This window comes from Nonomuraea bangladeshensis (assembly GCF_039529455.1).
Classification (GTDB): Bacteria; Actinomycetota; Actinomycetes; order Streptosporangiales; family Streptosporangiaceae; genus Nonomuraea; species Nonomuraea bangladeshensis.
This window is the reverse complement of sequence record NZ_BAAAMV010000028.1, coordinates 1-25972: the sequence shown is the minus strand read 5'-3', so window position 1 is coordinate 25972 and position 25972 is coordinate 1. Positions and strand designations below refer to the sequence as shown.

General features: G+C 68.6%; 22 protein-coding genes and 1 pseudogene. 13 read left to right on the top strand and 10 right to left on the bottom strand.

The window, feature by feature from the left end:
• Positions 1-386: 386 nt before the first annotated feature.
• The 3 genes and pseudogenes from ABD292_RS48440 to ABD292_RS48430 form a co-directional block, all read right to left on the bottom strand.
• A pseudogene (locus tag ABD292_RS48440) lies at positions 387-1153 on the bottom strand (CocE/NonD family hydrolase C-terminal non-catalytic domain-containing protein).
• Between the two features lie 257 nt (positions 1154-1410).
• Positions 1411-2001 carry a TIGR03086 family metal-binding protein gene (locus tag ABD292_RS48435; RefSeq protein ID WP_344220207.1) on the bottom strand — a complete coding sequence of 197 codons (591 nt, stop codon included), beginning with the start codon at positions 1999-2001 and terminating at the stop codon, positions 1411-1413.
• A gap of 453 nt (positions 2002-2454) precedes the next feature.
• On the bottom strand, positions 2455-3648 hold the full coding sequence (locus ABD292_RS48430) for an alpha/beta hydrolase family protein (protein ID WP_344220205.1): 1194 nt from the start codon (positions 3646-3648) through the stop codon (positions 2455-2457).
• Positions 3649-3760: 112 nt separating this feature from the next.
• Between ABD292_RS48430 and ABD292_RS48425 the strand changes: the two genes are divergently transcribed.
• The 3 genes from ABD292_RS48425 (at position 3761) to ABD292_RS48415 (ending at position 6590) form a co-directional block, all read left to right on the top strand.
• On the top strand, positions 3761-4357 hold the full coding sequence (locus ABD292_RS48425) for a TetR/AcrR family transcriptional regulator (RefSeq protein ID WP_344220203.1): 597 nt from the start codon (positions 3761-3763) through the stop codon (positions 4355-4357).
• A gap of 276 nt (positions 4358-4633) precedes the next feature.
• Positions 4634-5746 carry a tyrosine-type recombinase/integrase gene (locus ABD292_RS48420; protein WP_344220200.1) on the top strand — a complete coding sequence of 371 codons (1113 nt, stop codon included), beginning with the start codon at positions 4634-4636 and terminating at the stop codon, positions 5744-5746.
• Between the two features lie 40 nt (positions 5747-5786).
• Positions 5787-6590 (top strand): hypothetical protein, encoded by an 804-nt coding sequence (locus tag ABD292_RS48415; RefSeq protein WP_344220198.1) that lies wholly within the window; start codon positions 5787-5789, stop codon positions 6588-6590.
• Between the two features lie 52 nt (positions 6591-6642).
• Here the strand turns inward: ABD292_RS48415 and ABD292_RS48410 are convergent, their stop codons facing one another.
• Entirely contained in the window at positions 6643-9666 is a 3024-nt protein-coding gene (locus ABD292_RS48410) for a Tn3 family transposase (RefSeq protein WP_344220196.1), read from the bottom strand.
• A 93-nt stretch (positions 9667-9759) separates the two neighbouring features.
• Positions 9760-9981, bottom strand: coding sequence for a CocE/NonD family hydrolase (locus ABD292_RS48405; RefSeq protein ID WP_344220211.1), 222 nt, complete (start codon positions 9979-9981; stop codon positions 9760-9762).
• Positions 9982-10780: 799 nt separating this feature from the next.
• Here ABD292_RS48405 and ABD292_RS48400 point away from each other — a divergent pair.
• A complete protein-coding gene (locus ABD292_RS48400) occupies positions 10781-11407 on the top strand; it encodes a protein-L-isoaspartate(D-aspartate) O-methyltransferase (RefSeq protein WP_344220194.1) in 627 nt (208 codons plus the stop codon).
• Positions 11408-11422: 15 nt separating this feature from the next.
• On the opposite strand, the gene ABD292_RS48395 is transcribed toward ABD292_RS48400, so the two are convergent.
• Complete coding sequence (locus ABD292_RS48395; protein WP_344220192.1) at positions 11423-12406, bottom strand: CapA family protein; 984 nt, start codon at positions 12404-12406, stop codon at positions 11423-11425.
• 234 nt (positions 12407-12640) lie between these two features.
• Here ABD292_RS48395 and ABD292_RS48390 point away from each other — a divergent pair, with 234 nt between their 5' ends.
• The 8 genes from ABD292_RS48390 (at position 12641) to ABD292_RS48355 (ending at position 22781) form a co-directional block, all read left to right on the top strand.
• Positions 12641-12802, top strand: coding sequence for a hypothetical protein (locus tag ABD292_RS48390; protein ID WP_344220191.1), 162 nt, complete (start codon positions 12641-12643; stop codon positions 12800-12802).
• An 86-nt stretch (positions 12803-12888) separates the two neighbouring features.
• On the top strand, positions 12889-14469 hold the full coding sequence (locus ABD292_RS48385) for an IS1182 family transposase (RefSeq protein ID WP_344220190.1): 1581 nt from the start codon (positions 12889-12891) through the stop codon (positions 14467-14469).
• A 640-nt stretch (positions 14470-15109) separates the two neighbouring features.
• Positions 15110-15244 (top strand): hypothetical protein, encoded by a 135-nt coding sequence (locus ABD292_RS48380; RefSeq protein WP_344220188.1) that lies wholly within the window; start codon positions 15110-15112, stop codon positions 15242-15244.
• Positions 15241-15624 carry a hypothetical protein gene (locus ABD292_RS48375; protein ID WP_344220186.1) on the top strand — a complete coding sequence of 128 codons (384 nt, stop codon included), beginning with the start codon at positions 15241-15243 and terminating at the stop codon, positions 15622-15624. The genes ABD292_RS48380 and ABD292_RS48375 overlap by 4 nt, the downstream gene beginning before the upstream one ends.
• Positions 15625-15879: 255 nt before the next feature.
• Positions 15880-16710, top strand: a complete 831-nt coding sequence (locus tag ABD292_RS48370) for a hypothetical protein (protein ID WP_344220183.1) — start codon at positions 15880-15882, stop codon at positions 16708-16710.
• Positions 16710-20963, top strand: coding sequence for a CHAT domain-containing protein (locus ABD292_RS48365; protein ID WP_344220181.1), 4254 nt, complete (start codon positions 16710-16712; stop codon positions 20961-20963). Before ABD292_RS48370 ends, ABD292_RS48365 begins: the two co-directional genes overlap by 1 nt.
• Positions 20964-21629: 666 nt before the next feature.
• Complete coding sequence (locus tag ABD292_RS48360) at positions 21630-21968, top strand: PadR family transcriptional regulator (RefSeq protein ID WP_344220179.1); 339 nt, start codon at positions 21630-21632, stop codon at positions 21966-21968.
• A 3-nt stretch (positions 21969-21971) separates the two neighbouring features.
• The gene (locus ABD292_RS48355; protein ID WP_344220178.1) at positions 21972-22781 is read left to right on the top strand and encodes a hypothetical protein; all 810 of its coding nucleotides are present in this window, start codon (positions 21972-21974) and stop codon (positions 22779-22781) included.
• On the opposite strand, the gene ABD292_RS48350 is transcribed toward ABD292_RS48355, so the two are convergent.
• Entirely contained in the window at positions 22782-23210 is a 429-nt protein-coding gene (locus ABD292_RS48350) for a hypothetical protein (RefSeq protein WP_344220176.1), read from the bottom strand.
• Between the two features lie 929 nt (positions 23211-24139).
• Positions 24140-24415, bottom strand: a complete 276-nt coding sequence (locus ABD292_RS48345) for a hypothetical protein (protein WP_344220174.1) — start codon at positions 24413-24415, stop codon at positions 24140-24142.
• 212 nt (positions 24416-24627) lie between these two features.
• Between ABD292_RS48345 and ABD292_RS48340 the strand changes: the two genes are divergently transcribed.
• A complete protein-coding gene (locus ABD292_RS48340) occupies positions 24628-25266 on the top strand; it encodes a helix-turn-helix domain-containing protein (RefSeq protein ID WP_344220172.1) in 639 nt (212 codons plus the stop codon).
• Here ABD292_RS48340 and ABD292_RS48335 read toward each other — a convergent pair.
• A complete protein-coding gene (locus tag ABD292_RS48335) occupies positions 25259-25675 on the bottom strand; it encodes a DUF4345 family protein (RefSeq protein WP_344220170.1) in 417 nt (138 codons plus the stop codon). The genes ABD292_RS48340 and ABD292_RS48335 overlap by 8 nt on opposite strands.
• A 25-nt stretch (positions 25676-25700) precedes the next feature.
• Positions 25701-25972: hypothetical protein (locus ABD292_RS48330; RefSeq protein WP_344220168.1), on the bottom strand; the 272-nt coding region annotated here is incomplete at its 5' end.

Sequence of the window (25972 nt, the reverse complement as noted above, 5' to 3'; positions counted from 1 at the left end):
ACGCGATCATGACCGCCCGCCTGGCCGGCCACGCCAGCCCCAGCACCACCCTCAGCTACGACGTACGCCCCGACGAAGAAGCCCGCGACGCCGTCGAACGCCTCCGCACCCCCACCGTCACGCCCCTACTGCCCGAGACACCCGCTGACCATCGGCCTCCCGCCGCACCATGACGAGGACACGGCACCAGGCCCGGCATCGGCCCGCGGACCATCCCGGTCGTAGCGTTTCGCGAGCGGTGTGGCCTTGCCCGACGCCCCCATCTGGCCTTCCTCGCCGCCCGGCAACCGGCCCCCGTTCGCCACACAGGGGGCACAAGCCCGTGCCCGCCGTTGCCATTACCCGCGACAACAACGCCTCCTCAACGGCTGAGCGCGGCTGGAGTACTAGCGGTTGTCCTCGTACGTGGTCAGGCGGATCTCAGTGCCGCCGCGCCCGAGACGGAGGCTGACCTGCCCTGCGGGGGCGTCGGAGTCGATCTCCGGGTAGTCGTCGCTACTGATGGTGACGCGCAGGCTGTGCCCGGCGCTCAGTCGGTAGTGCGTCGGCCAGGTGCGGATGTCGAGGTCATAGACCGTGCCGGGGCGCACGGGGACCGCGCGGTGGGGCCGAAGCGGTGGCCGGCCTTGAGCCAGCCCTGGGTGATGCGATTCGAGGTGCCGTCGGGGGCGACGTCCTCGACGACGACGGCGATGTTGCCGTCGGTGGCGGTGAACGCCGCTCGTACCTTCGCGGTGGCCTCGCCCGCCAGGACCAGGTCGCCCTGGCGGGGCCGGGTCTGGAAGGTGAGTTTCTCGTCCGGGGAGGCCGGCGTGGTCTCGGTGTTGACCGTGAAGCCGCGGGTGGTGGCGGCCGATGGGCTGCTGCTCAGCGTGCCGTCGGCGGCGAGGCTGAGCCGCTCCTGCCGGGCGCCGCGCGGCGGCCAGGTGGAGAACCGCTTCCACCCGGTCCCGGCACCGGGGCTGGGGATCTCGTAGGAGGTGACCTTGGCGGCGGGCAGCGGAGCGTCCCGGCGTCCGCCGAGCCAGCGGTCCCACCAGGCCAGGTACGGCCCGAAGCCGATGTCGGCGGGCTGGCCGTAGGGCAGGGCGTGCTGCCACGGCCCGGCCACCAGCCAGACGTTGCGCGGGCGGGCCTGGAAGTTCTCCACCATGCCCTGGCGGTAGCGGTCGTACCAGGGGTGCTGGTAAGAAACGTGTCATGAGCCCCAAACGAGCGTTGCTGCGAGAGCAACAACCACCTGGACCTGCACTTCTCGCCGGTCAGTGATGCCAAGACCCCCGGATGGCAGCCTGTGCGGGCTCATCGTGACCGAGGCGGGCAACGCCGGTCTGAGGCCGCGACCTTGGCCACGGCCGAGCGCGGATTGTCTTTTACCTGGCCAGAGTTCTCGTCACGGTCGGCTGCACGTCACTTGGCCCGACGCGGGGCGAGGTCGCGGCCGAGGAAGGCCAGCAGCCGCCGGTGGGCGGGTGTGCCTGCGGGCTGGTGGAGTTCGGGGCCGAACATTCCGGGGCGGCGGAAGGCGTCGAAGTCCATGCCGCGCATGGTGGTGAGCAGGTCGTCGCAGGCGCGCTCGTCCACCAGCGCTTCCTGGCCGGTGGAGATCGCCAGGTCGACGCCGTGCACCAGGACCTCGGTCAAATGGATGAGTGCGGCCATCGGCCCGGGGACTTCCCCGAATCCGAGCCGCACGGTCGTCTTCAGGGCACTCTCGCGGTGCCAGGCAGCGCGGTCGAGCCGGGCGGCGCCGAGGTAAGCGTTCTGCGGGTCAGGGCCCAGCCAGTCATCCTCGTGCTCGCCGCCGGGGTCGGTGCCGGTGAGCTCGGCGGCGAAGATGCGCATGCCGCCGACCAGGTGGTTGAGCTCGGTACGCACGTCCCATCCCGGGCAGGGTGTGGGGGCGGTGAGCTGCTGGTCGGTGATGCCCTTCACGATGGTCGCGGTCATGTGGATGGCCTGGTCGATCCGGCCGATCACGTTGGTCATCTGGTTGCTCATTTCGGTACTCCATCGTGCTTGAGAATTGATCGGGTCCGACCGTGTTCACCGCTGTGGTTCACGGCTTGCCTGGGCTTTGGAATTGGGCGGGCGAGTGCGGAGGCGGAGGGCGAGGGGTCCGCCGTTGGCGGCGGCGAGGGGGGCGAGCAACCACATGACGAGGGTGTAGGGGAGCAGCCAGGCGAGGGCGGCGCTGAGCGCTCGAACCAGAGGCCCACGGACCAGGACGCGGCGGCGTGGCGGCGGGTGACGGCGGGGTTAGCGGCTGCCAGGCCGGCGGCAACGGAGATCTCTCTGACGATTGCCTCGCAGCAGACCATGGCCGCCATCGTGCCGGCGAACATGGTTTGTGCCATCGGGTTGGGAGTGAGCCCAGGCTCCGGCCGCACATCTGCGCTCACTGGTGCACTCCCCTTCTCGGGATCTTCCATGTGCTCTTGGAAAGGGGTGGGCTCAGAGCGTCTCGTCGAGCCAGTCGAACATGTGCTGGTGGAGGGTGGAGCGACCGCCGTAGGCGCAGTGCTCGCCGAGCCCCTGGGCCTCGGGGAGGGTGATGAGGGTGCTGGACCCCTTGAGGGCGTGGTGCAGGCGGGCGGGCTCGCCGTTGAAGAAGCCGTCGTTGTCCGGGTCGAAGATCAGCGCCGGGGTGGTGATCTGCTGGACGACGCCGTCGAGGGTGTAAGCGCTGGAGCGGCGGCCGTAGTCGGCGACCGAGCCGGCACCGAACGTCCACACGCCGTTGCGCAGCGCCCAGCGCAGGGACGTGTTGTGCGCGGTCGCCATCGTCAGGACCTGCTCGGCCTCGGTGTCCCGGCCGTCCAGGATCCACTGGAGCAGCCACGGCGGGAGCATCCGGGTGGTGGCGTCGAAGTAGCTGTAGATACCGCCGTCCAGGACGAGCGCGGCGGCACGGTGCTCGAAGGCCGCGGCGCGCGGGACGAGATGGCCGCCGAAACTGTAGCCGTACAGGACGATGCGGTCGGGGTCGATCTCCGGACGGGTCAGGGCGTAGTCCAGCACGGGAGTGATGACCGCCTCCCAGTCCGGCCGGAAGAACAGCCGTTGCCGGCGGAGCGCTGCGCCCTGTCCGGGGCCGTCGTAGGCCAGGCAGTTGTATCCGCGGCGCAGCGCGGCCGCCGCGACAGCGAAGTAGGCCTCTTCCACGATCGAGTCGAAGCCGCTGGTGAAGATCACAGTGGGGCGCGGGGCGGGCGAGTCGTCCACCAAGAACAGGTAGCCGGGCAGCGTGGTGTCCTCGTAAGGGATCACGATCGGTTCCACGGGGGTGTCCAGGTGTGCGGCAGCGGTCGCGAACGTGTCCCGCGCCAGGCTCGACAGCTCTTTGGCCCGGCCGTCGTTGAACGGGTCGTCACGCAGGTAGAACTCGGCCGTCCGGTAGTAGTTCGACGCCCGCAGCAAGGCCTCGCGGGCGCTGACCCGGTGCCCGGCCGCCAACGCCTTGTCGCCCAGTTCATGGACGCGGGCGGCGGTGGCGCGCCACTGCAGGTACCAGGCGTCTTCGTCGCCGTCCGGGATGGCCCGGGCGGTGCCGATCACTTCGCCCAGGTCGGCCCCACCGTAGGGGGCGAAGCACGCCGTACGCAGGGACTCGAAGGAGAAGGACTCGTCCTCGAAGAGGAACTTCACGGTGAACTCCCCTCACTATCCGAGACGGAACGGGACCGTCTCGACATCGCCTGCAATGTAGCCCTTCCCTGACCCGAGACGCAACCGTTCCGTCTCGGGTATGCTCGGCAGCATGAGTCGATTGCCAACAGCTCGTCCGCCCGGCGGCCCCGTACTTCAAGACTCCGTCACCGACGCGATCCGCACCGCCTTCTTCGAAGAGCTCGCCGAAGTCGGCTACGGAAGGTTGTCGCTGGAGGCCGTGGCCCGGCGGGCCGGCTCGGGCAAGGCCGCCATCTACCGGCGCTGGCCGTCCAAGGAAGCCGTGACCATCGACCTGATCGCCCAAGTCTCCATCGCCGCGACCGACACCCCCGACACCGGAACCCTGCGCGGCGATGTCCTGGCCTTCCTGACCGCAGTCGACGCGGCGCTCCGGCATCCGCTGGTGTCGCGCATTCTGCCCGACCTGTTCGCCGCGGGCCTCCACCATCCCAACATCGCCGACTCCCTGCGCGACAGGGTCGGTGGAGCTCGACGCGAGAAGGCGGTCAGCGTCCTGCGGCGGGCCGTGGAACGCGGAGAACTCCCTCCCGACACCGACTTCGAGCTCGGCCTGGACCTGCTTGCGGGCCCCCTCTACTGGAGCACCACCATCCGCCAGGCCCCCGCCGACCCTGCCCGCCTGCAGCGGCTCGCGGACAAGGTGGTGGCCGCCCTCGCGGCATAGCGAGGTGCTATCCACCACCCGGCGACTTCGGTGGCTGTGGCGACGCGATCGGCGGAGGACCACCGATGCCTATTGGAAGCCATCACCGGCAAACCCGGCACAGGCTGGACCGAGTCGGTGACGGTCGTCGACCAAGCCAGGCCGTACCCGACGATCAGTACTTTCTCTTCAGGAAACAGCCCTTCCGTGACGTAACCTGGCGGCATGCCGTCCTCCACGCCCAGCTCGGCCTCGCTCGGCCCGGCTCGGGATCGCGCCGAAATCACTTGACGAAAGGTGGTCGGGCTTCCCGAGCGGCTCGATCCGGCCGACGACAGCCTGCCGGCGTGGACGGAGCGCTACCTCGATCTGGCCGTGCGCGGGGTGCGCTCGGCGGAGGTCACCGCCAAGATCTCCCGGCATCTGCAGCGCTTCGCTGCCTGGATCTCGGGCGGCCTCGGGCACGACCGGCTCTCGGCCGTCACTCCGCGAGAGGTGAGCGCCTGGCGCGACCACCTGGCCGCCGCCGGCAACCGTGGCCGCGACGGCACGCCCGCGCCGATGGCGCCGACGACCGTCAACAACCACCTCGCGCACCTGTCGGCGCTGTTCTCCTGGATCACCGCGCACGCCCCCACCGGCCTGCTGCGCCACGGTGACCCCACCAAGAAGGTCGCCCCGCTGCCGCTGCCGCTGCCGCTGCCCGCCCCGCAGCCCCGCGCGCTGGCCGCCGCCCAGATACGCACCGTCAAGAACATCGTCGACCGGATCGAGACCCTCCACGAGCTCAAGGGGCGCCGTCATCGCGGCACCGTCGCGCGGGCCCACGCCCACGCCCGCCCGCTACGCGACCGGGCCATCATCCACCTGCTGTTCGGCACCGGGCTGCGCCGCGCCGAGCTGGTCGGCCTGGACCTGGACCAGATGGAACCGGCCGAGGCCGACCGGCTGCGCCAGGCCAAGACGGCCCGCCTCGTCGGCGTACGCGGCAAGGGACGCACCAGCCGCACCATCTTCGTCGGCCGCGACGCCCGCCACGCCCTGGCCGACTACCTCGAACAGCAGCGGCCCGGCGACGCCGCCGCCAGCACCGGCCCGGCCGCGCTGTTCCTGTCGGCCGTCTCCATCGCCGCCCGCTGCCCCGACGGCCGGCTGTCGGCCCGCTCGATCAACACCATCGTCGGCGAGATCGGCCGTCTGCACGACGCCCAGACACCAGACCCCGACCGCAAGCTCGGCACCCTGCGCCCGCACGACGCCCGCCACACCTTCGCCTTTCAGCTCTCCCAAGCCTCCGGCCACAACCGCGCCAAACTCGAACGCCGCCTCGGCCACGCCAACGACCGCTATCTGCGCCTGTACACCAACCCGCCCGACGACATCGCCGCCGGCTATATCGAGGATCTCTGACTCGATGCCCTCGCGCCCGGCCGCGCACTACGGTGCTGGCATGGTGATGCGGTTGCTGCTGGAGCCCTTGCCCGCGTCGTGGCCGACACCGGCACCCCCGCAACCGACGGGACTGCGCGGCCTGCTCACCCGGTTGCAGGAGATGGCCGACGCGGTGCGGCGGCCAGGCAACCTCGATGACCTCGAAGGGCATCTGCGGCGGGCAGCCACGCAGGCGATCGTGCGGGAGGCCTACTTCCGGACCGTGGGCGAGCAGCAGGACCAACAGCGCAGGCCCGCCGCCTTCGCCGAAGCGTGGAAGAGCCACCTGGCCGCGCTGCTGGCCCAAGACACGGTGAAGCTCTCGGGCCGGTCACCGATCACCGCCACCGGTCGCGACACCGACCTGGCGTGGAAGCTGTATGACGCCGCCAGCCGCATCAGAGCCGAAGCGATCACGCACGCCACCGCCACACCCAGCAAGCGTCAGCTCTCCCGCCCGCCCACCTTGTGGTACGCGTTTGCGATCGCCGCGGGAGACGACTACCCGACGCTCGGAGAGGTCCACTATGCGATCTGCGAGCCCTGCGGCATCGGCCTGCTGAGAAAGATCGACTTTTCGTCGGATTGGCGGTTCTGCGGGCTCGGCACTCGCGCCCTGCGCGAGCTGGAGGCTCGTCACCCGGCGCTGACCTGGTACACCACCAGCCAGTACGAGTCCGCCCAGAGCTTCTACGAGCGTTACCGGCAAGACAGCAGCAGCCCCTGGACCGCCAATCAGTGCCCCTGCCCACACTTCGGAGGACGTGATCAGACGCGAGAGGCACGCCCACCACCTGACGGAGGGGCTTTGGCCCGGGCCTGATGCGCGCGTCCTGCCAGGCGGGCGCGCGCCGGCCCCTACCGCGATCATGAAGTTAGTCCGGGCTGCCCGCCTCCGGAGCCGGCACGGCGCCGCCGAGCGAAAGGCGCTTGGTCACGTCCAGGCGGACCTCGCCGTAGGGTTGGACGTGCTGCCAGAACAGCGGGGTCAGCCCGCGCTGGTCGGCGGGCTTGAGCAGCTCAGCCCATTCGGAGTCGGTTAGGACGTCCTGCAGCATCAGGGCGTTGATGTAGACGAGCGCGGCCTGCAGGATGCGCAGGCACAACACGCTCATCTCCAGCTCGTCGCGCCGGCTGGTGGCGATGTCGCCGCCCTTGCCGTAGAAGATCACCGAGTTTGCGCCGTTGGAGGACTCCACCACGTTGAGCCCTTCCTGGATCTCCCGCCGGAGCTCGCGCAGGCGCAGGTAGCGGGCGACGAAGATGGTCTTCTGCGCGCGGCCGACCTCCAGCATGGCCTGGTAGGTCGGATGGGAGGCGGATTCGGTGAAGCGGCGCAGGATCGCCTCGGTGGAGGCGGTGTTCTGCTTGATCGCGGTCGCGTATTTGATCACCTGGTCGTAGTTCTGCTCGATCAGGTCCCAGCGGATCGGCCGGGTCATCGCCGGCGTCAGCCGCGGGTACAGATCGCTCTCGCCGCTCTCCACCCGGTACAGCTTGACCTTGTTGATCTGCTTGATGCGCGGCAGCAGGTCGAAGCCGAGGAGCCGGGTCACACCGAACCCGATTTCGGTCAGGCCGTGGGAGTCGACGTAGTTGCCCTCGACCTTCATGGTGGTGCCGTGCCGGACCGCGCCCTCGATCATCGCGTGCACCTCCGAGGCTGAGGCGCGCAGGGTCTGGGTGTGCACCACCATGGACCCGCGTTCGATGTGCCAGTAGATGAGGATGCCGCGGCCTCCGTACCGCGAATGCCACTCGGTGAAAATATTCTGATCGTAGGCGCGCACGTGTGTGGAGTCGGAGGCGACGGTGGTTGTCCCCTTGCCCCACAGCGCCACGTCCCGGGCGGTGAAGGTGGCGTTCGCGATGGCGATCGAGATGTCGGTGGCGACCTGCGGGGTCAGATAGCGGCGCCGGACGTAGCGGATGTCGTCCTCGCTGTGGGCGTGGCCCCCGGAGGCCACGGCCCGGATGCCGGTGTTGGTGCCGTATCCGAAGATCGCGAGCATCAGCCGCTCGGCCAGGACCTCGGGCTTGAGGCTGGAGGTGCCCGCCACCGAGGTGACCGCCTTCAGGCAGCCGGTGCGCAGCACCGCCTCCTTGAGCATGTCGATCAGCGGGACCGAACCCAAGCGGCGGCCCACCTCGTTCTTGATCTTGCGCAGGTTCCGCGGCTCATCCGCCGGGCCGAGCTTCGTCAGCTTGATCGCGCCGGACTTACGCTCGGAGATCGCCAGCCAGTCCAGCTTCGGCAGCGCGGTGTCGAGCGCCTCCAGTTCGGCGCGCATCTCGGCCTTCAACTCGGCGATGAAGTCGGCCGGGTCCAGCGGCTTGCGTAACTCGGCGTAGTTCTCCACGCGGCGGGCGGCGAAATCCTTGGGCAGGTCCTCCTCCGGGTCACGGAAGGAATGAGCGCCGACCACCCAGATCTCCTTGCACCGCAGTGCCTCGCGCAGCGCCTGGAAGGTGACGATCTCATACACCATCCGCACCACCCGCCGGCGTCCGCGCTTGTCCTTCTTGAACACCAGGTCCTCCCAGTCGCCGGCGGTGCCACGGTGCTCGGGCACCACCTCGCCGCGCGGGTAGTAGGTGGTGTTGCCCGCCTTGGCGTAGCGGCCGATCAGCTTCAGCGCCTCGATCACCGGCTGGAAGGCGGTGTTGTTGCTCCGGAACTCCATGGTGTCCAGCAGCGCGATCAGGCCGCGCCGGTAGTGGTTGGTGTAGGAGGCGCGCAGCGTGGTCTGCACCGTGGTACGGCAGGCCGGGCTCTTGGTCTTGAACTCGTGCACCAGATCCCGCAGCGTCTGCTCGCCGCCGCTGACGGCCGGGAAGATGACCTGGCGGACCGAATCGTCGGGCTGACTGAGCGCGGCGTCGGCGACCTTGAACAGGATGTTCTCCTTGCCGGTCACCCGCTTGAACGCTTTGATCAGCTCCTTGGTCACCTTGCTGTCGGCCCGCGCCTTGATCCGATGCACCGTGGCGATCAGCAGTTCCACCAGCGCGTCGGTGATTTCCCGCCCCCGCTCCTGGACCAGCGCCGCCAGCAGCAGCACCGTCAGCTCGCGCGGGTGCGTGCGCATGTGGGAGGGCGCTTCCACCGCCGCCCGGGCCCGCCAGGCGGCCAGCACCTTGGGCGCCACGTCGGCGAACAACCCGGGCGGCAGTTCGATCGAGCGCGCCGCCTCCAGCTTGCGGATCTCGGTCATCATCGACTCCAGGCTCACGTTGCCCGGCGCGGACTTGATCAACGCCAGCAGGTCGGAATCGGTGTCGTCGTCCTCGGCAGGCGCCTCACCCGCGGGCTCCTGACGGTCACCGGCCCCCTCGGCTGCCGCTCGGCTGGCATCGTCGATGCCGACCAGCGCGTAGATCCGCTGCGTGGTCTTCGGACTCAACCGGGAGGCGATCCGTACTGACCAGGCGACCTCCGCGTTGTGCAGGGCCGATGCCACGATGCGGGAGATCCGCCCAGGCGCCGGCGGTTCGATCCGCTCCTCGCGCAGATGCTTGAGCAGTTCCTCCCGGACCCGTTCAGGCCGCCGCTCGGCGTGCGCGACCTCCTCGGCCAGCCACACCGCCAGCTTCGTCGCGTCCTCCGTCGTGCAGGTACGTAAGCCCAGGTGTGTGCGGATCTGATGGCGGTGGTACTCGATCGTGGAGCCGGACCACTCGTAGAAGCCGAACTCCGAGGCGGGGACCCGGACCTGCTTGGCCACGTGCTCCACCACGTCGTCCGGCAGCTCTGAACGGCCGCGCGGGAACCGGCCATGCTGCGTGTAGAACTTCAGCAAGATCGCGAATCCGAGTCGAGTGGCGTCGCGCTTTTCGGCGATCAGGTCGCGTTCTTCGTCCAGGATCGTCCAGTGCTCGACCAGATCGTCGATGTGCATCGGGGGTGTTTCATGACCGATCAGCATTGACCAGGCAAGTCACAGCAAGATCAACGCCGTTTGGGGCTCATGACACGTTGCTTACCGGCACCCCTACCAGCCGGTGATCTCCAGGACCGGGATGTCCAAGTTCTTCCAGCGGGCCTTGACGCTGCGCTCGCGCCAGAAGTCGTCATACAGCGGATGCCGGGCGTAGGTCGTCAACGTGTCGGGAGCGGTGGCGACGGTGACGAGTGCGGAGACCGGCGTCGTTCCGGCCTGCGGCAGGTAGAAGGCCGACGGTTGGAGGGCTCGCGCGGTCCATTCGGCGTGCAGGGGCTTGTCAGATAGCGCGGCGGCCTTTTGGCGGCGGCGAGAAATCCTGGAGAGGTTACCGGCACCTCCCGCTCAACAGCCTCATCCAGGGCGCGCATCTCGGGGGACGTCCCTCGAGCACCTTCCGGATCAGCGCGGCGGCCCATGATCCTGTGAGGTCCGCGTCGAGCGTGTGACCTGCTCGCCCGGCGATCCTCTTGGCGAGATCTGTGGAGATGACCTTCGCCTAGTCACGACCCCGTTCGCTGGTGCAGGCGTCGATCGTCCACATTCAGATTCAACGGAGACCCACCCCCTCCGAACAGCCGCGGCTACCAGGGCGGGCCACGCCCGCAACCATACTTGGTGGGTTGTTAGCGGCTGATGGGCTGGGGTAGCCGCGCTGGTGGGCACTGACGTCGCGGGTCGATGTACGGCGCTCCAACGGCAAAGGGGAGACCGTGACGGGGATCAAGCAGGCCGGAGAGAAGAAGCTGATGCTCTTCTCCGGTCGCGCGTACCCGGATCTCGCCTACGAGGTGGCCCGTGAGCTGCGCCTGCACACGGCGCAGATCCAGGGCTCCTTCGACGGCCCCGTCGACCACCTGCACGCCCTTCCCCTGCTCGCCGAGCACGACACCCGGCACGTGGACACGGCCTGGCCCAGCTCATCATCACCGACACGCTGCCCAACCCGGCGAGCATCCCCTCGAGCAGGCTGGTCGTGCTGTCCAACGCTGCGCTGCCGGTCCGGGCCATCAGCGAGGTGTTCCTGGAGGGCTCGGCGACGAGCCTGTCCGAGGGCGAGAGCTGACCGGCGATGCGCACGCTGGTGGAGGTCATCCGGGGGATGGGGATGACCGATCCCCGGCTGCTGGCCGCCTTCGCCGCCACGCCGCGCGATCGGTTCGTCCCGCCGCGTTCTGCTGTGCGCGCCCAATGCGACGAGCCGATCCCGATCGGCCACGGGCAGCCGACCTCGCAGCCGTCCCTGATCGCCCAGATGATCGACGTTCTGCGGCTCTCGGGCACGGAGACCGTCCTGGAGATCGGCACCGGGTACGGCTACCAGACCGCCCTGCTGGCGCGGCTGGCCCGCCGCGTCTACTCCCTGGAACGCCATCCCGACCTGGCCGAACACGCCCAGGCCAACCTCGCGGGGGTCGGCGTCACCAACGTCGAGGTGCTGGTCGGGGACGGCACCGCCGGCCTGCCCGCCCACGCGCCCTACGAGGCCGTCATCGTGTCGGCCGCCGCTCCTTCGGTGCCCCCGCCGCTGGCCTCACAACTGGCCGAGGGCGGCCGGCTCGTCATGCCGATGACGAGCGAGGTGGCCGATATCGTCACGCTCTACACCAAGCGACAGGGCCGGTTGACCCGGCTGCGCGCCCTCACACCGGCCCAGTTCGTCCCGCTGGTCGGCGAACACACCACGATGCACGACTGAACCTCCTCCAGGCGGTCATCCTCCCTTCCTGGACCGCAGATCCACGATGAGCAGGCCGTCCTCCGTGGTGGCAGCCGTGCCGAACGCCTCGCAGGCGTCGATGAAACGCCGGCTGAGCCAGGCGCGTTCCCGGCCTTCCGCCAGGACGGTGCGGCAGTAGCCGAGTTTGAGCGGCACGGCGCGCAGCCGTACGGGACCGAGCTCGTCGATGGTCACCAGGAACAGCAGCGACAGGTCGTTGCGCAGGTCCGGGTCCACCATGTAATCGTCGAGGAAGTCCCCCATGTCGTACAGGACCGGCGGTGCGACCCCGTGCGCGATGTGCGCGGAGTGGCCGGCGATCAGCGTCGCCCCGGCGTCGGCCAGGATCGTGGCCGCGGCGCGGATGTACGGCTGCGGCGCGGCCGTCATGTTGGGACCCCAGTGAGGGCTGACCAGCACGGCATCCGTTTCCTTACGCATCTTCGCCACGGTGTCCGTCAGCCAGTCAGGGACGCCGGATCGAAGGTCGGCGTAGGCGACCCCGGGCTGGTCGGAGGTGGCCGCATAGTCCTCCGGGTGGTCGGTCACGGAGATGACGGCGATGCGCATCCCCCGTACAGCGAGGGTGGCCGGCTCACGCGCCTGGTCCAGGGTGGCGCCCGCACCCGCCGTGCCGATCTCCATGTGCTCGAGATGCATACAGGTGTCGAGCAGCGCGTCGTAGCCGTAGTCCAGCGCGTGGTTGTTGGCCATCGTGACGCAGGTGACGCCGAGCTCGGCGAGGAGATCGACGCCCTGCGGCGGGGCGCGGAAATGAAACATCTTGCCAGGCGCGCACCACGGGCTGCCGCGATCGGAGATGCAGCACTCGAGGTTGAGCAGTATGGCATCGGCCTCGGACAGGTACCCTCGGACGCCGTCCGAGATGTACATGTCCGGGTCGCTGGACTTGGCCAGCAGGTCCGCGATGCCACGGCCGAGCATCGTGTCACCCGCCAGCGCGAGCGTGACAGTCACAAGATCCCCCTGCCCCCGATGACATGTTCAAACGCGTCCAGTCGGCTCCTCTCCTCTCCTGGACGTTGCCGGCGCACTGCGCGACGTCTTGGTCCGCCTGGTCAGTGACTACCTCGAGGCGGCCAAGGCGAACGTCGTCCCCAACTGGACGGCAGCACGTGCGCTCACGGTCCTGGACCCGGACGACGCCCAGGAGGCGATGCGTGTGGGGGGTGCTGCCCCGGAGGTGCGCACATGATCACAGCACTGGCTCGGGAGCGCGCCGTGCCGTACTACGCCTTACTGAACCCCTCCGAAGTCACCGAGCGGCTTCGACACGAGCCGACTGCCACGCACCGCATCGAGGCAGCGGTTCACAGCAGCGAACGGACCGCCCTGCTTCAGCAGGCCACCTGACCATCTGGTGCGACAGCGGCGCCTAGGAATGTCCTGAAGATCTTGGTGGTCTGGCCAGGTGGGATTTCGGGATTCAGACTCGGTTCATGATGGGTCGTCGGAGGGTTCCGGCCGGGCCTGAGGTGTGGGTCGTGTGCCGGGAGATGATCCCGGCCGGGAGCGTGTTCGCGTTCCTGGCCGAACACCGGGGGAGACTGTTTCCGCCGGAGACGTTCGCGGATATGTACGCGCCGGTCAACGGGCGTCCGTCGGTGCCGCCGGGGCTGCTGGCCACGGTGGTGGTGCTGCAAGCGCTGTATGGGCTGTCGGATGAGGAGGCGGTCGCGGCGCTGCGGTTCGATCTGCGGTGGAAGGCCGCCTGCGGGCTGGGCCTGTATGACCAGGCGTTCGATCCGTCGCTGCTGACCTACTTCCGGCGCTGGCTGGCCCGCTCGGCGGACCCGGATCGCATCTTTGCGGCCGTGCGCACTGTGGTGGAGCAGACCGGGGTGCTGGCCGGCCGGGCGCGGCGCGCGCTGGATTCGGCGGTGTTGCTGGATGCGGTCGCTACCCAGGACACCATCACCCAGCTGATCGCCGCGATCCGCCGGGTGGCCCGCCAGGTGCCTGGCGCGAGCACGCTGATAGCGGCGCACTGTCACGCCTGCGACTACACCGACCCGGGCAAACCGGCCATCGCCTGGGACGATGAGGAAGCCAAGGACGCCCTGGTCAGCGGGCTGGTCACCGACGCTCTCACCCTGCTCGGCCAGCTCAGCGGCCACCAGGATCTGGACGAGGCCGCCGAGCAGGCGGTCGGCCTGCTGGCCCTCATCGCCGGCCAGGACGTCGAACCGGCTGTCGGCTCCGACGGCACCGACGGCCGATGGCGGATCGCCCGCCGCACCGCACCTGATCGGATCATCTCCACCGTCGATGCCGAGGCCCGCCACATCCACAAGACCCAGCAGCGTGACGACGGCTACAAGGCTCACCTGGCCGTCGAGCCGGAGACCGGCCTGTTCACCGCCGTCGCCCTGCGGCCCGGCGCCGGAACCGCTCACCACGAGGCCGCCATCGCCCCCGGCCTGCTGGCTCACGAGCGCGGCCGGCTGCACGTCCTGGCCGATGCCGCCTACGCCGCCGCGGAGTTACGCGCCGCCCTCACCGAGGCCGGGCACCGGCTGCTGATCAAACCACCCGCGCTCAAGCCCGCCGTGATCGGCGGATTCACCCTGGACGACTTCGCCATCAACACCGCCGCCGGCATCGTCACCTGCCCCGCCGGGCACACCGTCCCCCTGGCCGCACCCGGCGGCCGCTATCAGCAGCGCCGCGCCACCTTCACCGGCTTGTGCGCCGCCTGCCCGCTGCGCGACCGGTGCACCACCGCCAAGACCGGCCGCGTGGTGACCATCCGCCCGCACCACGACCTGCAGGCCACCGCCCGCCACCAGGCCGCCACCGACCTCGCCTGGCAAGACGACTACCGGCGCTGGCGGCCCATGGTCGAACGCGCCGTGGCCTGGCTGGTCGCCCGAGGCAACCGCCGCCTGCGCTACCGCGGCACCGCTGCCAACGATCGCTGGCTCCACCACCGCGCCGCCGCCCTCAACCTCCGCCGCCTCATCAACCTCGGACTCACCCACACCAGCGGCACCTGGACCCTCGCCCCGATCACCCCATAACGCGAGGGTGAGCCAGCTCATGCCGACTCACCCATCAAGATCTTCAGGATATTCCTAGTGGTGGTGGACCGGCCAGACGAACCAGGTCGGCCGCGTCTACACCGGCGGCCGACCTTGGCCAGGCCGCGATGAGCGTGGCTGACAGCGACGGCCTGTTTTCCGTCCAGCACCCTGTCGAGACTCGGGTTCCCAGGCAAGGCGCGGCCTGGCCTCTCGATCACGGCCGACAGGACTGACGGGAGGGGAGCGAGCGGAGGAGGCCGGCGAGAACCGGCCACGGAATCGGCACCTCGCCAACTCCGGCAGGTCGGCGCGCCGCGACCGCGTTCGGCCTGCTGGCCACCAATCGGGTCCTGCAGCAGATCCTCACTGCGGGCCCCACCCCCGACCGCGTCGAGGCCGCCGTACCTGCTCTGGTCCTGGTTGCTGCCGCCGACATCAGCATCGCCCTGTTGACCGCCCCGGCGCCGCCTCCGGCCGGCTCCAGCCGAAGGTCGAGCACCTCGCCTATGACGAGCTTCTCAGCCGCGCCGCGAACGTCGAACTGCTGCACTTCCAAGGCGCCCAGTTCCATGACCTTCGGGAGGCCGCGCAGTATGGAGCCGGGTGGATCGACATCGTCATCGATCAGGTCATCCGCATGCTGAAAGCGCTGATGGACATGACTGCCGCCGCCGGCCGCGACTGGCAGCTCATCGCCCTTCCCGACGACGACCCGGCCAGCGCTCACCAGAACGCCCTCACCGCCCACGCCCACCCCCGCCCACGACGATGACGGCCCACGGCGGCATGGCCCGCTGCCGCGCCCTGCTCGCCGCCCCCGGCGCGGACGCCGAGCTGTTCGAGGAGGCGCTGCGCCGGCACGGCGAGCCGATGGAGCGGGCGCGCACGGCGCTGCTGTACGGCGAGCGGCTGCGCCGCGCCCAGCGGCCCGGCCAGGCGAGGAACCACCTGCGGGCGGCGCTGGAGACCTTCGAGCGGCTGGGGGCGGCCCCTTGGGCGGAGCGGGCGCGTGGCGAGCTGCGCGCGGCGGGCGAGGCGGCCCGGCCCGCCGCCGACGACCCGGAGACCGTGCTGACCCCGCAGGAGCTGCGCATCGCGCGGCTGGTGGCGGAGGGCGCATCCACCCATCCGTGTGCTTCACGGTGTTCCTGATTGCCGAACGATGCGGACCGACCCTCCTGCCCGTGGCTCGGGCTTCGCCCGAGTTCAAGGCGACCGTCGTGTCCGCAGCCGGCCCGGCAAATGGGACCTGCTCGCGATCGTCCGCCGTGCCGAGCGACGCCACGTCCCTGATGCCTGACATCAACCGGGTCTTCAACAACATCAAGCTCACCACGGCTGGTTGACAGGGGTGGTGGACGGGGAGACGCTTGGCTTCCCCGATCGGCCTGACCCCTGGGACTGTCCATGGCAGTGGAGATCGTCGAGGATTCGGAGGTCCGCGGCCTCGCGGACGTGTTCTTGCAAGCCGGCGAAGCGGATCCGGCGCGGGTAGCCGGCAGTCTGCGTGAGCACGCCCTGCTGGAAGGGCTGGCCATGCCCGCCGGGCGCAGCGGCTTGGACGTCTTCTTCTGGGTGGCCGAGCGCCTGCGGGGCCGTACCTGGGTGGAGGACCTGGGAGAGCATGTCGTCGACGTGCGCTGGCTGTCCTTCCACGTGCCTCCCGGAGGCGACGGGCAGCTGCTGATGCGCAACTCAGGCGATCGCGAGTACGGCATGAGCCTCAAGATCCTCGGATCGGGTTGGGGGAGCGGGCGCGAGGTCAAGGTCTCACTCACCGATGACTACGGAGAGCGCGACCATTGCCTTGACCTGGTCCTGGACGTCGCCGTGCGGGCCAGGAGCTACGTCGTCGGTGACGGTCCGCCGGAGATCTGCACGACCGTCCTCGGTGCGCGCAGGGTCCGGCTCGTGTCACTGACCAGGTGCACCCTCTGCGGCAGGCCTTCAGAGGAGTTCGACCCCATCGGCTACGAGCTCGACGACCAGCTCGGTGTCGACCTGCGGGCCGACCAGGCGGGCGCCAGACGGTCCAAAACGTTCGAGCTGAACGCCGAGGACGAGTACGAACTCGGGTTCTCGATCGGCGCCGCGGACGCCGGCAAGGTCGGGATGACTGTGCGCCGGTCCTTCCAGACGGCGTGCGAGGTCTCCTACCGCTTCCCCGGCGGGTGGTGCTTCACGCCGTTCAGGCCCGCCTACTCCCCCGCCGACCTGCCCTTCTGGGCCGTGGACTGATGTTCATCGAGCAGATCCTGGCCCTGCACGAGGCCCGCACAGGCATCAGGATCCGCGAGGACCACATCACCGACTCGGACGACCCGCCCGGCGTCAAACGCTGGCGCTGCTGGTTACGCGGCGAGCAGGCCTACCGGCAGAAAGACCTCTACGCCAGCTCGTCGTGGTTGAGGGCCGCCGACTCGGTGGACCCGTCGTGTGACCACCTGGTGTGGCTGGCCGAACGGGCCACGCTGGCGGGCAAGGTCATGGCCGGACTCCACGAGCCGGGTGCGGCCGCCAGGGCCTTCATCCAGGCATACGGCCACTGGCGTCGGTTGTTGCGTGCCATGGACGACCTGGACGAGCAGCTGAACGACCTGCTGGAGGACGCCTACCTGTTCATGACCGTCCTGGTGCGCGAGCCTCCCGATGCCCCGATGAATGATGAGCCGCCACGGGTGTCGTCCGAGGTTGAACCGTGGATGGCGTGGTATGCGGAGCGGGTGGTCCCTGAGCTGGCGGCCGTCGTGCACGGGCTCATCGGGGCCTGCGCGGCCGCCGGCGAGGAGGCGAGGGCCCGCGAGCTGGCCGGGGACCTGTGCATGTGGCTCCTGGCGCGCGTCGAGAAAGACAGGCCGCCCATCCTCGTAACCGAGATCCGCAACGCGCTGGCCAATCTCGACTTCGACAGGGACGAGTTCGAAGCCTCGGCACGCCGCTACCAGGAGGCTCTCGACGACCTGCTGCCGTGGCGGGGCGACGAGGACGCGGACAGGTGGATTGTCGCCCTGCACTACAACCTCGCCAACGCCTTGGCGTATGCGGGCGAAATGGAGCGTTCTCTCCAGATCTACGACGAGCTCGACGCGGACAGCGCCGATCTCGCGGTGCGCGTGGAGTTCTCCCGTCTTCTCCTACGGCATCAGCGCGGTGAACCGGAGGACTACGCCGAGCGGTTACGCGAGCTGATCAGGCGCGCGGGCGAGATCGTCCAATCGAGTCCGGAGCCGTCCGGCATCCAGCAGGTCATGGGGGCGATCTCCCGCTTCCTGCTCGTGGTGCTGGCCGAGAGCGGCTCGACGGCCAAAGAGACGGTCGACGAGATCCTCCAGATCAGCTTCGCGCTCCGCCACGAGGGCATGTTCGCCTCGCCTGAACGGTCAGGCGACGAGGCGGAATGGTTGTGGCGTCACCCCGTTCATCTGCTCGACGCCAGGCTCATCCATCGTCCGGACACGGTCGTGCTGGTATGGGAGTCGGGCTGGCGGCGTGCCGTGCTGCTGGCCATGCGCGGCGGGAGCGAGCCGCTGGACGAGCGGGCGGCGGTGGACGCGAGTGCGGAAGCGGTCGAAGCCGCCCACGAGCTGCTGCGTGCCGTACGGGCCGCCGGCAACAGCCTGATCACGCGGGAGGCCACCGCGAGCCAGCTTGACCAAGGGCCAGTGCGGGAAGCGGGGCTCCGGTTGTGGAACGCGCTGCCTGAGCCCGTCAGGCAGAAGATCCGCGGCGCGCGGACCCTGCTGTTCGTGCCGAGCGTGACGGAGGACTTCGCGGAGCTGCCGATCGAGCTCGCCTTCGACGGCGAGCACTACCTGGGCCTGGCAAAGGTCGTGGCCCGGGCTCCATCGGTGCGGCACCTGATCCGCATGCTCGCGCCGAACCGCACGAGCGGACGGCTGCCCGCCGGCTCGGTGGTCGTCAGGGCGGAGGATCCACCCGACCTGGAGTTGTGGGACGCCGACACGGATGCCGAGCAGACCGGCAGAGCGCTGCGGATCCTCGGGCTGCCACCGGTCCCTCTGATGGCGCCCACGCACGATGAACTGAACAGGGCGCTGGAATCCGGCATCCGGGTGCTCCACTACATCGGCCACGGCGTGGCCGACGCGTCGGGCGAGCACATCGTCCTGAGCCGGGAGGAGAGCTTCCGCGCCATCATGGTGGGATCCGCGCGGATGCCCTTCGCCTACTTCGGCGCCTGCCTGGTCGGCCGGGTCAGGCACGGTCCGAGAGGGGCGCTACGGGGCTTCATCACCTCCCTGCTCGATGCGGACTCCCCCGGTGTGATCGCCGCTACCTACGCCGTGCCCGACCACCTGTGCGGGGAGATCTCGCGCCAGTTCTATCGGAACGCCTGGTCGCGCCCTGTCGGTGAGGCGCTGCGCAGGAGCCGGGAGCAGCTGGCCGCCGCCGGGCTCCACCCCGTCGCCTGGGCGAGCTTCACCCTGTACGGGGACGCGTGGGCGACCCTGCCCGACCGGCTCCCCGAGCCCGGACCGCAGGGCTGGCCCGCCTACCTGATCCGCTACTTGGCGACCGGCGAGTCCGGCTATCGGGAGGAGTTCGAGCGTTCGCTGGAGGATGGCGCGGCCCGACGGCCCGACCATGCCGGCCTCCTCGGGCAGGTGCGGGACCTCCTCGGCGACTCCTCACGCATCGACCACGCCGAGCTGGAGGCCAGGCTGCTCGACGTGGACTGCGAAGCAGCCGTCGCGATCCGCCTGGCCGGCCTGTCACGCACGCTCACGGAGCTGAGCGAGGCCGAGCAGTTCGACGAGAATCGTTTCGGCAAGGTGTTCGGCTCGGCGCTCAACCTCGCGGAAGCGGTGGACGATTCGTACGCGGCGCTCTGGTTCATCGACGCCTACGCGCGCCGGGCGGCGCTCAGCCGCGACCTCGCTGACCGAAGCGCTCACCGCCTGGAACGGCTGGGCGAGGACGGACGGCATTTCGCCTACGCCGCGTCCGGTGCCCGGACCGCGGAGGAGCTGCCCAGAATAAGCAATGCGGTGATCTCGATGGTAGACCTGCACGGCAAGGATCTATATGACCGGGTAGAACGTGGCGAGCCCGCCGCGATGGCTCAGTTCGCCAGCTCCATGGCCGAGGCATGGGGCGTTGAGTACAACCCGGATGACGTCGCCCGGTTCACGCTGCTGAGGCTCACCCTCGACGCGCCAGATCCCGACGACACGCTGCCCTTCGAGCCGCCCGCGTCCGGCTACAACTGGAGCGAGGCCGACCTGTCTCCGGACGCCGAGGACGACCTGCGCCGTGCCGATGTGCAGGGCTCGGCCGAGGCCGCCGCCGACCTGGGCATTCTGCTGGAGCATCGGGGAGAGTTCGCCGCGGCGCTGGCCGCCTATCAGCGGGCCGACGAGCGGGGGCTCAAGGAGGGCTCGTTCAACCTCGGCGACTTCCTCCTCCGAGCCGGACGGCCACATGCCGCCATGGCCGCGTTCCGCCGTGCCGACGAGCGCGGCCACGCGCGCGGGGCCAACAACCACGGCGTCATGCTCGCGGCCCGCATGGACTTCCACGCGGCCGAGCAGGCCTTCGCCCGGGCCGTGCGGCGAGGATTCCCGGATGCGGCGATCCACCTGGCAGCAAGGCTGGCCGGCCGTGACGACGGTGAGCAGGACCTGCGCAGGTGGGAAGCGGAAGGCGGCGCGGAATGGAGTTACACCCTGGGCGTCTGGCTGGAGCAGCGTCAGGACCACGCTGGAGCTGCGGACGCCTACGCCAGGGCGGCCGCTCGCGGCTATCCCCATGTCGAGGTGCACTTCCGGCTCGGCCTGGCTCGTGAACTCGCCGAGCAGGACGCCGAAGACGCCTACGCGCTCGCCGTGGAGCGTGATCACCCGCTCGCCGCGCACCGGATGGGCATCCTGATGGCCAGGCGTGGCGAGCTGGAGCAGGCGGAACACGTGCTCCTGCACGCTTATCGGCTGGGGGTCCACGATGCGCTCAACGACCTCGGGCTGATCCTGATGGAACACGACCGCCTCGACGAGGCTCATGCCTGCTTCGCTCACCTCGACGAGGCCGGCCACCCGCTTGCGGCCCTCCGGCTGGGCTACCTTCTCGGCCGCGTCGGCGACCTGGAGGGCGCTGCCGCCGCCTTCGCCCGCGCCGACCAGCGCGGGGCGGACGAAGCGGGGGCCCTGCTCGGCATCACCCTTGGTTACCTGGGACGCGACGAGGAGGCCATCTCGGCCTTCCTGCGTGCCAGGGTCAACGGCGACTTCGCCCGTGCCCCCGCCGGTGCGGAGTACCTCCAGGCAGCGATCTCGGCCTTCGCTCGGGCCTGTGAGATCTGGCGCGAGGGTGCGGAACACGGCCGGGCTCTGATCTACCTCGGCGACGCGCTGAGGCTGGCGGGCAGAGCGGAGGAGTCCGCCTCCGCTCTGGCCAGGGCCGAGACGGTCTTCATCGAGCTGGGCGACGAGGAGTCGCTCGCCGTGGTGCGTGCGCTGCGTGAGGCGAGCTGATCACAAGGGCACTTCATGTGCTTGATGCCGTGCCCCCGGACGCGACCGGCTCTGGTGAACTCCTCCCCGACGGCGTCGATGAGGCAGTGCGCAGCCTCCGCGATCATGGTGCCTCCTTCAAAAGGATCCCGACCTTCGGTTAACCACCTGCGCCGCGTCTGCGATGGCGCTCGGGTCTGCCATCAGCGCTTCTTTCCCGGCCTCGAGATGTGCCGAGCCGACTCACCGCCCCGATTGAGTGTCTGGACGGCTGTCCCGGCCGGGTCCTGCTGGATGACTCGGCTCTTCCGTTTGACGGTGCAGCAAGCCCGTCTTGGGCTGCGGGCTCTTGCGTACCGCTTCGTGATCGTGTTCGCTGTTCGTGAGTTGGCGCTTACCGGTTGCAAGGAAGGTGGAAGGGACGCTTGTCGTGGCGGGTGACGCTGTTACACGAGCCGGGCAGGAACACGAGCTCAGCGCAGCCGGTGACCTGAGCGGTCAGCTCGAACTGGACCTCTTTCAGCAGCCGGCCGAAGACACCCCATCCCGGATCGTCGTGCAGGTGATCCTCGACTCCAGCGTCGGCTTCCTTCCCGGAGTCCCTGTCCGGAGGGAGCGCACGAGCAGCCGCAGTGGATGTGACGCCGGATGGTTGACCATCGCTAAATCTTCATATATAGAACAAGCATGGAGAAGCTGCGTCGGGTGGGCAAGGCGACGCTCGACGTCTTGGAAGCCTTGGCGAACGCCGAGGAGGACCAGCACGGGTTCGGGCTTGCCAAGCAGATCGGCCGTCCCACCGGGAGTATCTATCCAGCTTTGAGTCGGCTAGAGGAAGCCGGATGGCTGGAAAGCTATTGGGCTGAGCCAGCGCCGGAGGGGCGCCCACGTCGACGTCTCTACCGTCTGACCGAGGAAGGCCGACAAGCTGCCCACGAGCTGCTTGGCGAGAGACGCAATATCGCGGCCAGAAAGTCCGTCAACAGAAGATTTGTTCCGGCCCTCCCCGGCCTGGTCGAGAGCTAATCTATGACGACGTTCATCGGATTCGTCATTGCTGCTATCGTGGTGCCGCTCATCGTCAATGAGGTCAGTGAGCTGGCCCCCTTTCTGGCGCGGAAGCTCTTAGTTTGGGCCGCAAAGAAACATGCGCGAACTAAAGATGAGCTCGAACGTTATGAGGAGGAGTGGCTCGCCGATCTCGAGTGCGTTCCCGGCAAGCTCACCAAGTTAGGTCATGCGATAGGCGTTGTTCTCCTCACGGTTTTCCCGGCCTGGTACTTAAGGCAGTGGACACACGTCCGGAGAATAATGGATCTCGTGGCGACATCTATCGAACAGATCGCGTATGTTGAGTGGCAGATTCCTGGTGCCGCCATATTTGTCAAAAGAGCCAGGGTGCTGTTCGCGGTTGCAGTGGTTCTCGCGGTTGGCAACGTAGTCCTCCAGTCGAATCTGGGTCAGGCTCCGGGCAACCAGGAGGCTTCTCCTTGGCCATACCTTTCAGTTCCCTTTCCCAGATATAGGTATGGATCTCCTGTCTACACCATCCAAGCGGCTAGAGCCGTTAGGGATAAGACGGGAAAGATACGTCGCATCGTAGTCGATCTAGTTGTAAAAAAACCGGCGCTCGGTCCGGTCTGGCTGGTGACTAGTAATGCCATCCAGCGAATCCCGGAGGCCCGTGGTAAATATCGACTGACTATGAAGCCTGGCAAGTCATCTTTCATGGTAGCCGGTAGGCCGATTCGGGAAGGGACTCTCACTCACGGCATTGAACGGCAAGGCAACAGCTTTGTATATAGGTATATGAAGGGCTTGTGTTTCAAAAAGGTTTGATCATTGACCTCTTGACGACTTTATGGATCTGACGGTGGAAGCGCGACTCTTGATCCCGCGCAGCGCGGCCACCCGCTGCTTGAGCCGCTCGCGCAACGGGGTCGGCGTCAGCGGGTCGGCGATCTCCTCCTGCAGCTGGGCGACCTCGCTCTGCAGCGCTTCGATGTGGGTGTCGGTGCGGGCGATGTTGGCGCAGGCCGGATCGCACCGGTCGATAGCCGGCGGCAGATCCCGCTTGGCCCTGGCGGTCCGCTCCGGGTGGCAGAGCGCCTTGACCGGGTCGTGGTTGCAGGTCAGGACTGCCTCGGGGTTGCCGACTACCTCGACAACGTGGCCGAACGCCTCAACGACGGCGAAAGGCGTGTCCGGTCCCGCCGCCCAGCGGATGATCAACGCCGCCCGGGACGCGAAGGTCCGGTTCGAGGGCATGTTCCTGTCCCCGCGGGCTTGCGTCCTTTTACGATGGCGCTGCCGGGCGCGAAATATGACCACAACGATCGGTATGCGAAATTCCTGCTGTCTGCGCGACCGATTTGTTATCTGACGTTCGAGTGTGTTCCCCTCACTGGTTCCCTGACTGACGTAGGGGGCGCCAGTTGGCCCAATAGGAACGATAGATGGCCCATCCGGGAGCGGTAGTTGGCCTCGTTTACGACTCCCAGGTAGAGATGGAGGTGTCCAGGTTGGTTGGAACTCAGCGCGGTCGCCGCGGCGTCGCGGCCCGCCAGATGGTCAAGTTGTCGTTCTGGTAGGGCCAGTGGGGCAGCAGGAACTGTGGTTGATCCTGCTGCCAGCCCGCCTGCAACGTCGGGTAGAAGTCGCAGCCCTTGCGTGATCAGCGCGACTACTGGTGGCCGGTAACGGCGCAAGATGTCCACCAGATAACCGCTGCCGGGCCGCGGCGGCCAGCATACGAATATCGCCCGGCCCGGCTCCCGGGCTACCAGGTCGCCATCGGCGACGGCGACGGTGGTCCAATTCGGCGTAACCGGCGCGGAGTGCCCGGGCGCCGCCCCAGTGAGCCAATGGTTGCGCTCGGCGGGGTAGTGATCGTAGGCCAGCACGTCCCCGCCCAGGTCGCGCAGCAGGCGGGCCCAGTAGCCGGCGCCTGCGCAAACTGCTGCGCCAGGCGGCCGAGACTGGTTCACCCGAGGATATTGCGGAGTTGTCAGGCGGGGGAGGACGTCGGCGGCGTCCACGAGGGGCACACGGTGCGGCTCAGGGCGCCGCATCGCCGGGCCGAAGTGAGTGGGCCGTCCATGCGCGGGTGAGGACTGCGGCCAACGTCAGCGTGGCCAGCGCCCCCACGTCCGCGAGCGCGACCGAGGTCAGTTTCGGGTGTGCGCCCGTGGTGGTCACTACCAGGATGACGAAGGATGTTTACCGATCACGGCGACGACCAGTACCGGCCTGCGCCAGTTTGGTACGGCGGCCGCCGCCAGGAGCGCGACGCCGAGCAGCGCCAGCATGACTGCGCGATGCCGCAGCAAGAGCTCACTGGTCGCGTCGGTGTGCACGACTCCGTAGGCGGTGGCGAGCTGGGAAGGCGCTAGTGCCAGGAGTCCCGGCGCGAGGTTGAGCAGTCCCACGGCGGCGAACAGCAGCATCCCCATGATGCGGGCAGCGGAGCGCACCTTATTCTCCTTCCAACGTTCTCGGATTGCTGCTCAGCCTGCAGGAGACTGTGATGTCGGCGCTTTCACCAACCCGTCGTGCCGCCAGGGCCACGGTGTGGTTGTGGCCGGGCCGCGCCCTGTACGCCGGGCCGTCCCTGCGGCTGGGACCGCACTCCGGCGCGGTCGCGTGCCTGGCCGTGGGCGTGGACGCACCCTTCACGGTTCACTTGATGCCTGGTGGCGAACTGCGGGCGCGCACAGCGCTCGTCGCTCCTCGAGTACGCCACCAGCTCACGGCGTCCAGCGACCGCATGGTGTTCCTCTACCTCGACCCCGGCTCGGCGGACGATCAGGCATGCCGCACCGGCTTCACGGGCGGCGAGGCGAAGATCCTGGTCGAGCACCGGCACGAGGACGACCTTCTCGCCGGGGCGGCGGAGCTGTCTTCGCACACTCCTGCGCTGCAGGTCACTGCCTGGATCACCAAGGCCACCGGCCGCGCCAGGACGTCGTACGCCGACCCGCGGATCACGGCCGCGACCCGGCGGCTCATCGACGCTGAACAGCCCATGCCGGCCGCGCTGCTGGCCGCCGAGTTGGGGATGTCGGAGTCACGGTTCCTGAGGCTGTTCAGGGACGGTACGGGTACTTCCTACCGCCGCTACCGGCTGTGGACGCAGATGCATCGCGCTGGGCGGGCGCTGGCGGCGGGCTTCAATCTCACCCGGGCTGCGGCAGACGGCTACTTCGCTAGCCCATCCCACCTGAGCACCGCGTTCCACGCCATGTTCGGCCTCACGCCCAGCGCTCTGCTCTCCCAGGACCTGACGATCCGCTGCCTGGACCCGTCACCTGAAAGGGTCATATGACACTGGCCAACAAGGCGCCTCCGGCGGTGACCTCCACCCAGAAGTAGCACCAGACGGGATAGAACGCTGCGGGCTGCTCGATCGCCCGCCCCACCAACCGCCCCAAGGCCATGCCCAGCAGGGACACGGCGACCGTGATGACCACACCCGTGCGCATTCCAGCTGCATCGGCAAGCGCCACCAACAACAGCGCGCTGACGGCGACTCCGAAACCGCCGTACACCGCTCGAACCTCATTGCGCGCCTCGGACGAGTCAGCGATTATCCGAAACGGTCTGATCAGCGCGCGGCGGGTGCGGCCAACCCGAACAGCCCCATCCCGAGAAAGAAGACCGCCACCACGACGATCACCACAGCCTGCACGAAGACACCCCCGAATCCAACGACAGCGAACGAGGCAGCCCAGCATGCCTTCGATGCTCTGCGTACCGCTTTCATGAACCTGTCGACGGGGGCTGAAGTGATATTTGAGGCGGGTCGTGGGTGATCTGCATGTTGCCGCTGGAGTCGGTAGTGGTCAAAGGGTTGGCTTTGCCATAGCTGTCTATCTGCGCACAACAGGTGAAAGCCGAGGTGGGGCCTTCGCCCTGAAGTGTGGACACCTTGAGTACCGGATGATGGAAATCCGGAGACAAGGAGTTCCACGTGGCGATGAAGTCGTATCCGCCGGAGTTCAAGGCGGACGCCGTCGCGTTGTACCTGTCTG

What these genes read in the sequence shown, in the direction of transcription:
- ABD292_RS48375 (WP_344220186.1), top strand. Translation starts at nt 15,241, where the DNA reads ATGACGGCCCACGGCGGCATGGCCCGCTGCCGCGCCCTGCTCGCCGCC.
- ABD292_RS48380 (WP_344220188.1), top strand. Translation starts at nt 15,110, where the DNA reads ATGCTGAAAGCGCTGATGGACATGACTGCCGCCGCCGGCCGCGACTGG.
- ABD292_RS48415 (WP_344220198.1), top strand. Translation starts at nt 5,787, where the DNA reads ATGGTGATGCGGTTGCTGCTGGAGCCCTTGCCCGCGTCGTGGCCGACA.
- ABD292_RS48360 (WP_344220179.1), top strand. Translation starts at nt 21,630, where the DNA reads ATGGAGAAGCTGCGTCGGGTGGGCAAGGCGACGCTCGACGTCTTGGAA.
- ABD292_RS48340 (WP_344220172.1), top strand. Translation starts at nt 24,628, where the DNA reads ATGCCTGGTGGCGAACTGCGGGCGCGCACAGCGCTCGTCGCTCCTCGA.
- ABD292_RS48410 (WP_344220196.1), bottom strand. Translation starts at nt 9,666, where the DNA reads ATGCACATCGACGATCTGGTCGAGCACTGGACGATCCTGGACGAAGAA.
- ABD292_RS48365 (WP_344220181.1), top strand. Translation starts at nt 16,710, where the DNA reads ATGTTCATCGAGCAGATCCTGGCCCTGCACGAGGCCCGCACAGGCATC.
- ABD292_RS48390 (WP_344220191.1), top strand. Translation starts at nt 12,641, where the DNA reads ATGATCACAGCACTGGCTCGGGAGCGCGCCGTGCCGTACTACGCCTTA.
- ABD292_RS48370 (WP_344220183.1), top strand. Translation starts at nt 15,880, where the DNA reads ATGGCAGTGGAGATCGTCGAGGATTCGGAGGTCCGCGGCCTCGCGGAC.
- ABD292_RS48385 (WP_344220190.1), top strand. Translation starts at nt 12,889, where the DNA reads ATGATGGGTCGTCGGAGGGTTCCGGCCGGGCCTGAGGTGTGGGTCGTG.
- ABD292_RS48355 (WP_344220178.1), top strand. Translation starts at nt 21,972, where the DNA reads ATGACGACGTTCATCGGATTCGTCATTGCTGCTATCGTGGTGCCGCTC.
- ABD292_RS48350 (WP_344220176.1), bottom strand. Translation starts at nt 23,210, where the DNA reads ATGCCCTCGAACCGGACCTTCGCGTCCCGGGCGGCGTTGATCATCCGC.
- ABD292_RS48335 (WP_344220170.1), bottom strand. Translation starts at nt 25,675, where the DNA reads ATGCTGGGCTGCCTCGTTCGCTGTCGTTGGATTCGGGGGTGTCTTCGT.
- ABD292_RS48435 (WP_344220207.1), bottom strand. Translation starts at nt 2,001, where the DNA reads ATGAGCAACCAGATGACCAACGTGATCGGCCGGATCGACCAGGCCATC.
- ABD292_RS48425 (WP_344220203.1), top strand. Translation starts at nt 3,761, where the DNA reads ATGAGTCGATTGCCAACAGCTCGTCCGCCCGGCGGCCCCGTACTTCAA.
- ABD292_RS48400 (WP_344220194.1), top strand. Translation starts at nt 10,781, where the DNA reads ATGCGCACGCTGGTGGAGGTCATCCGGGGGATGGGGATGACCGATCCC.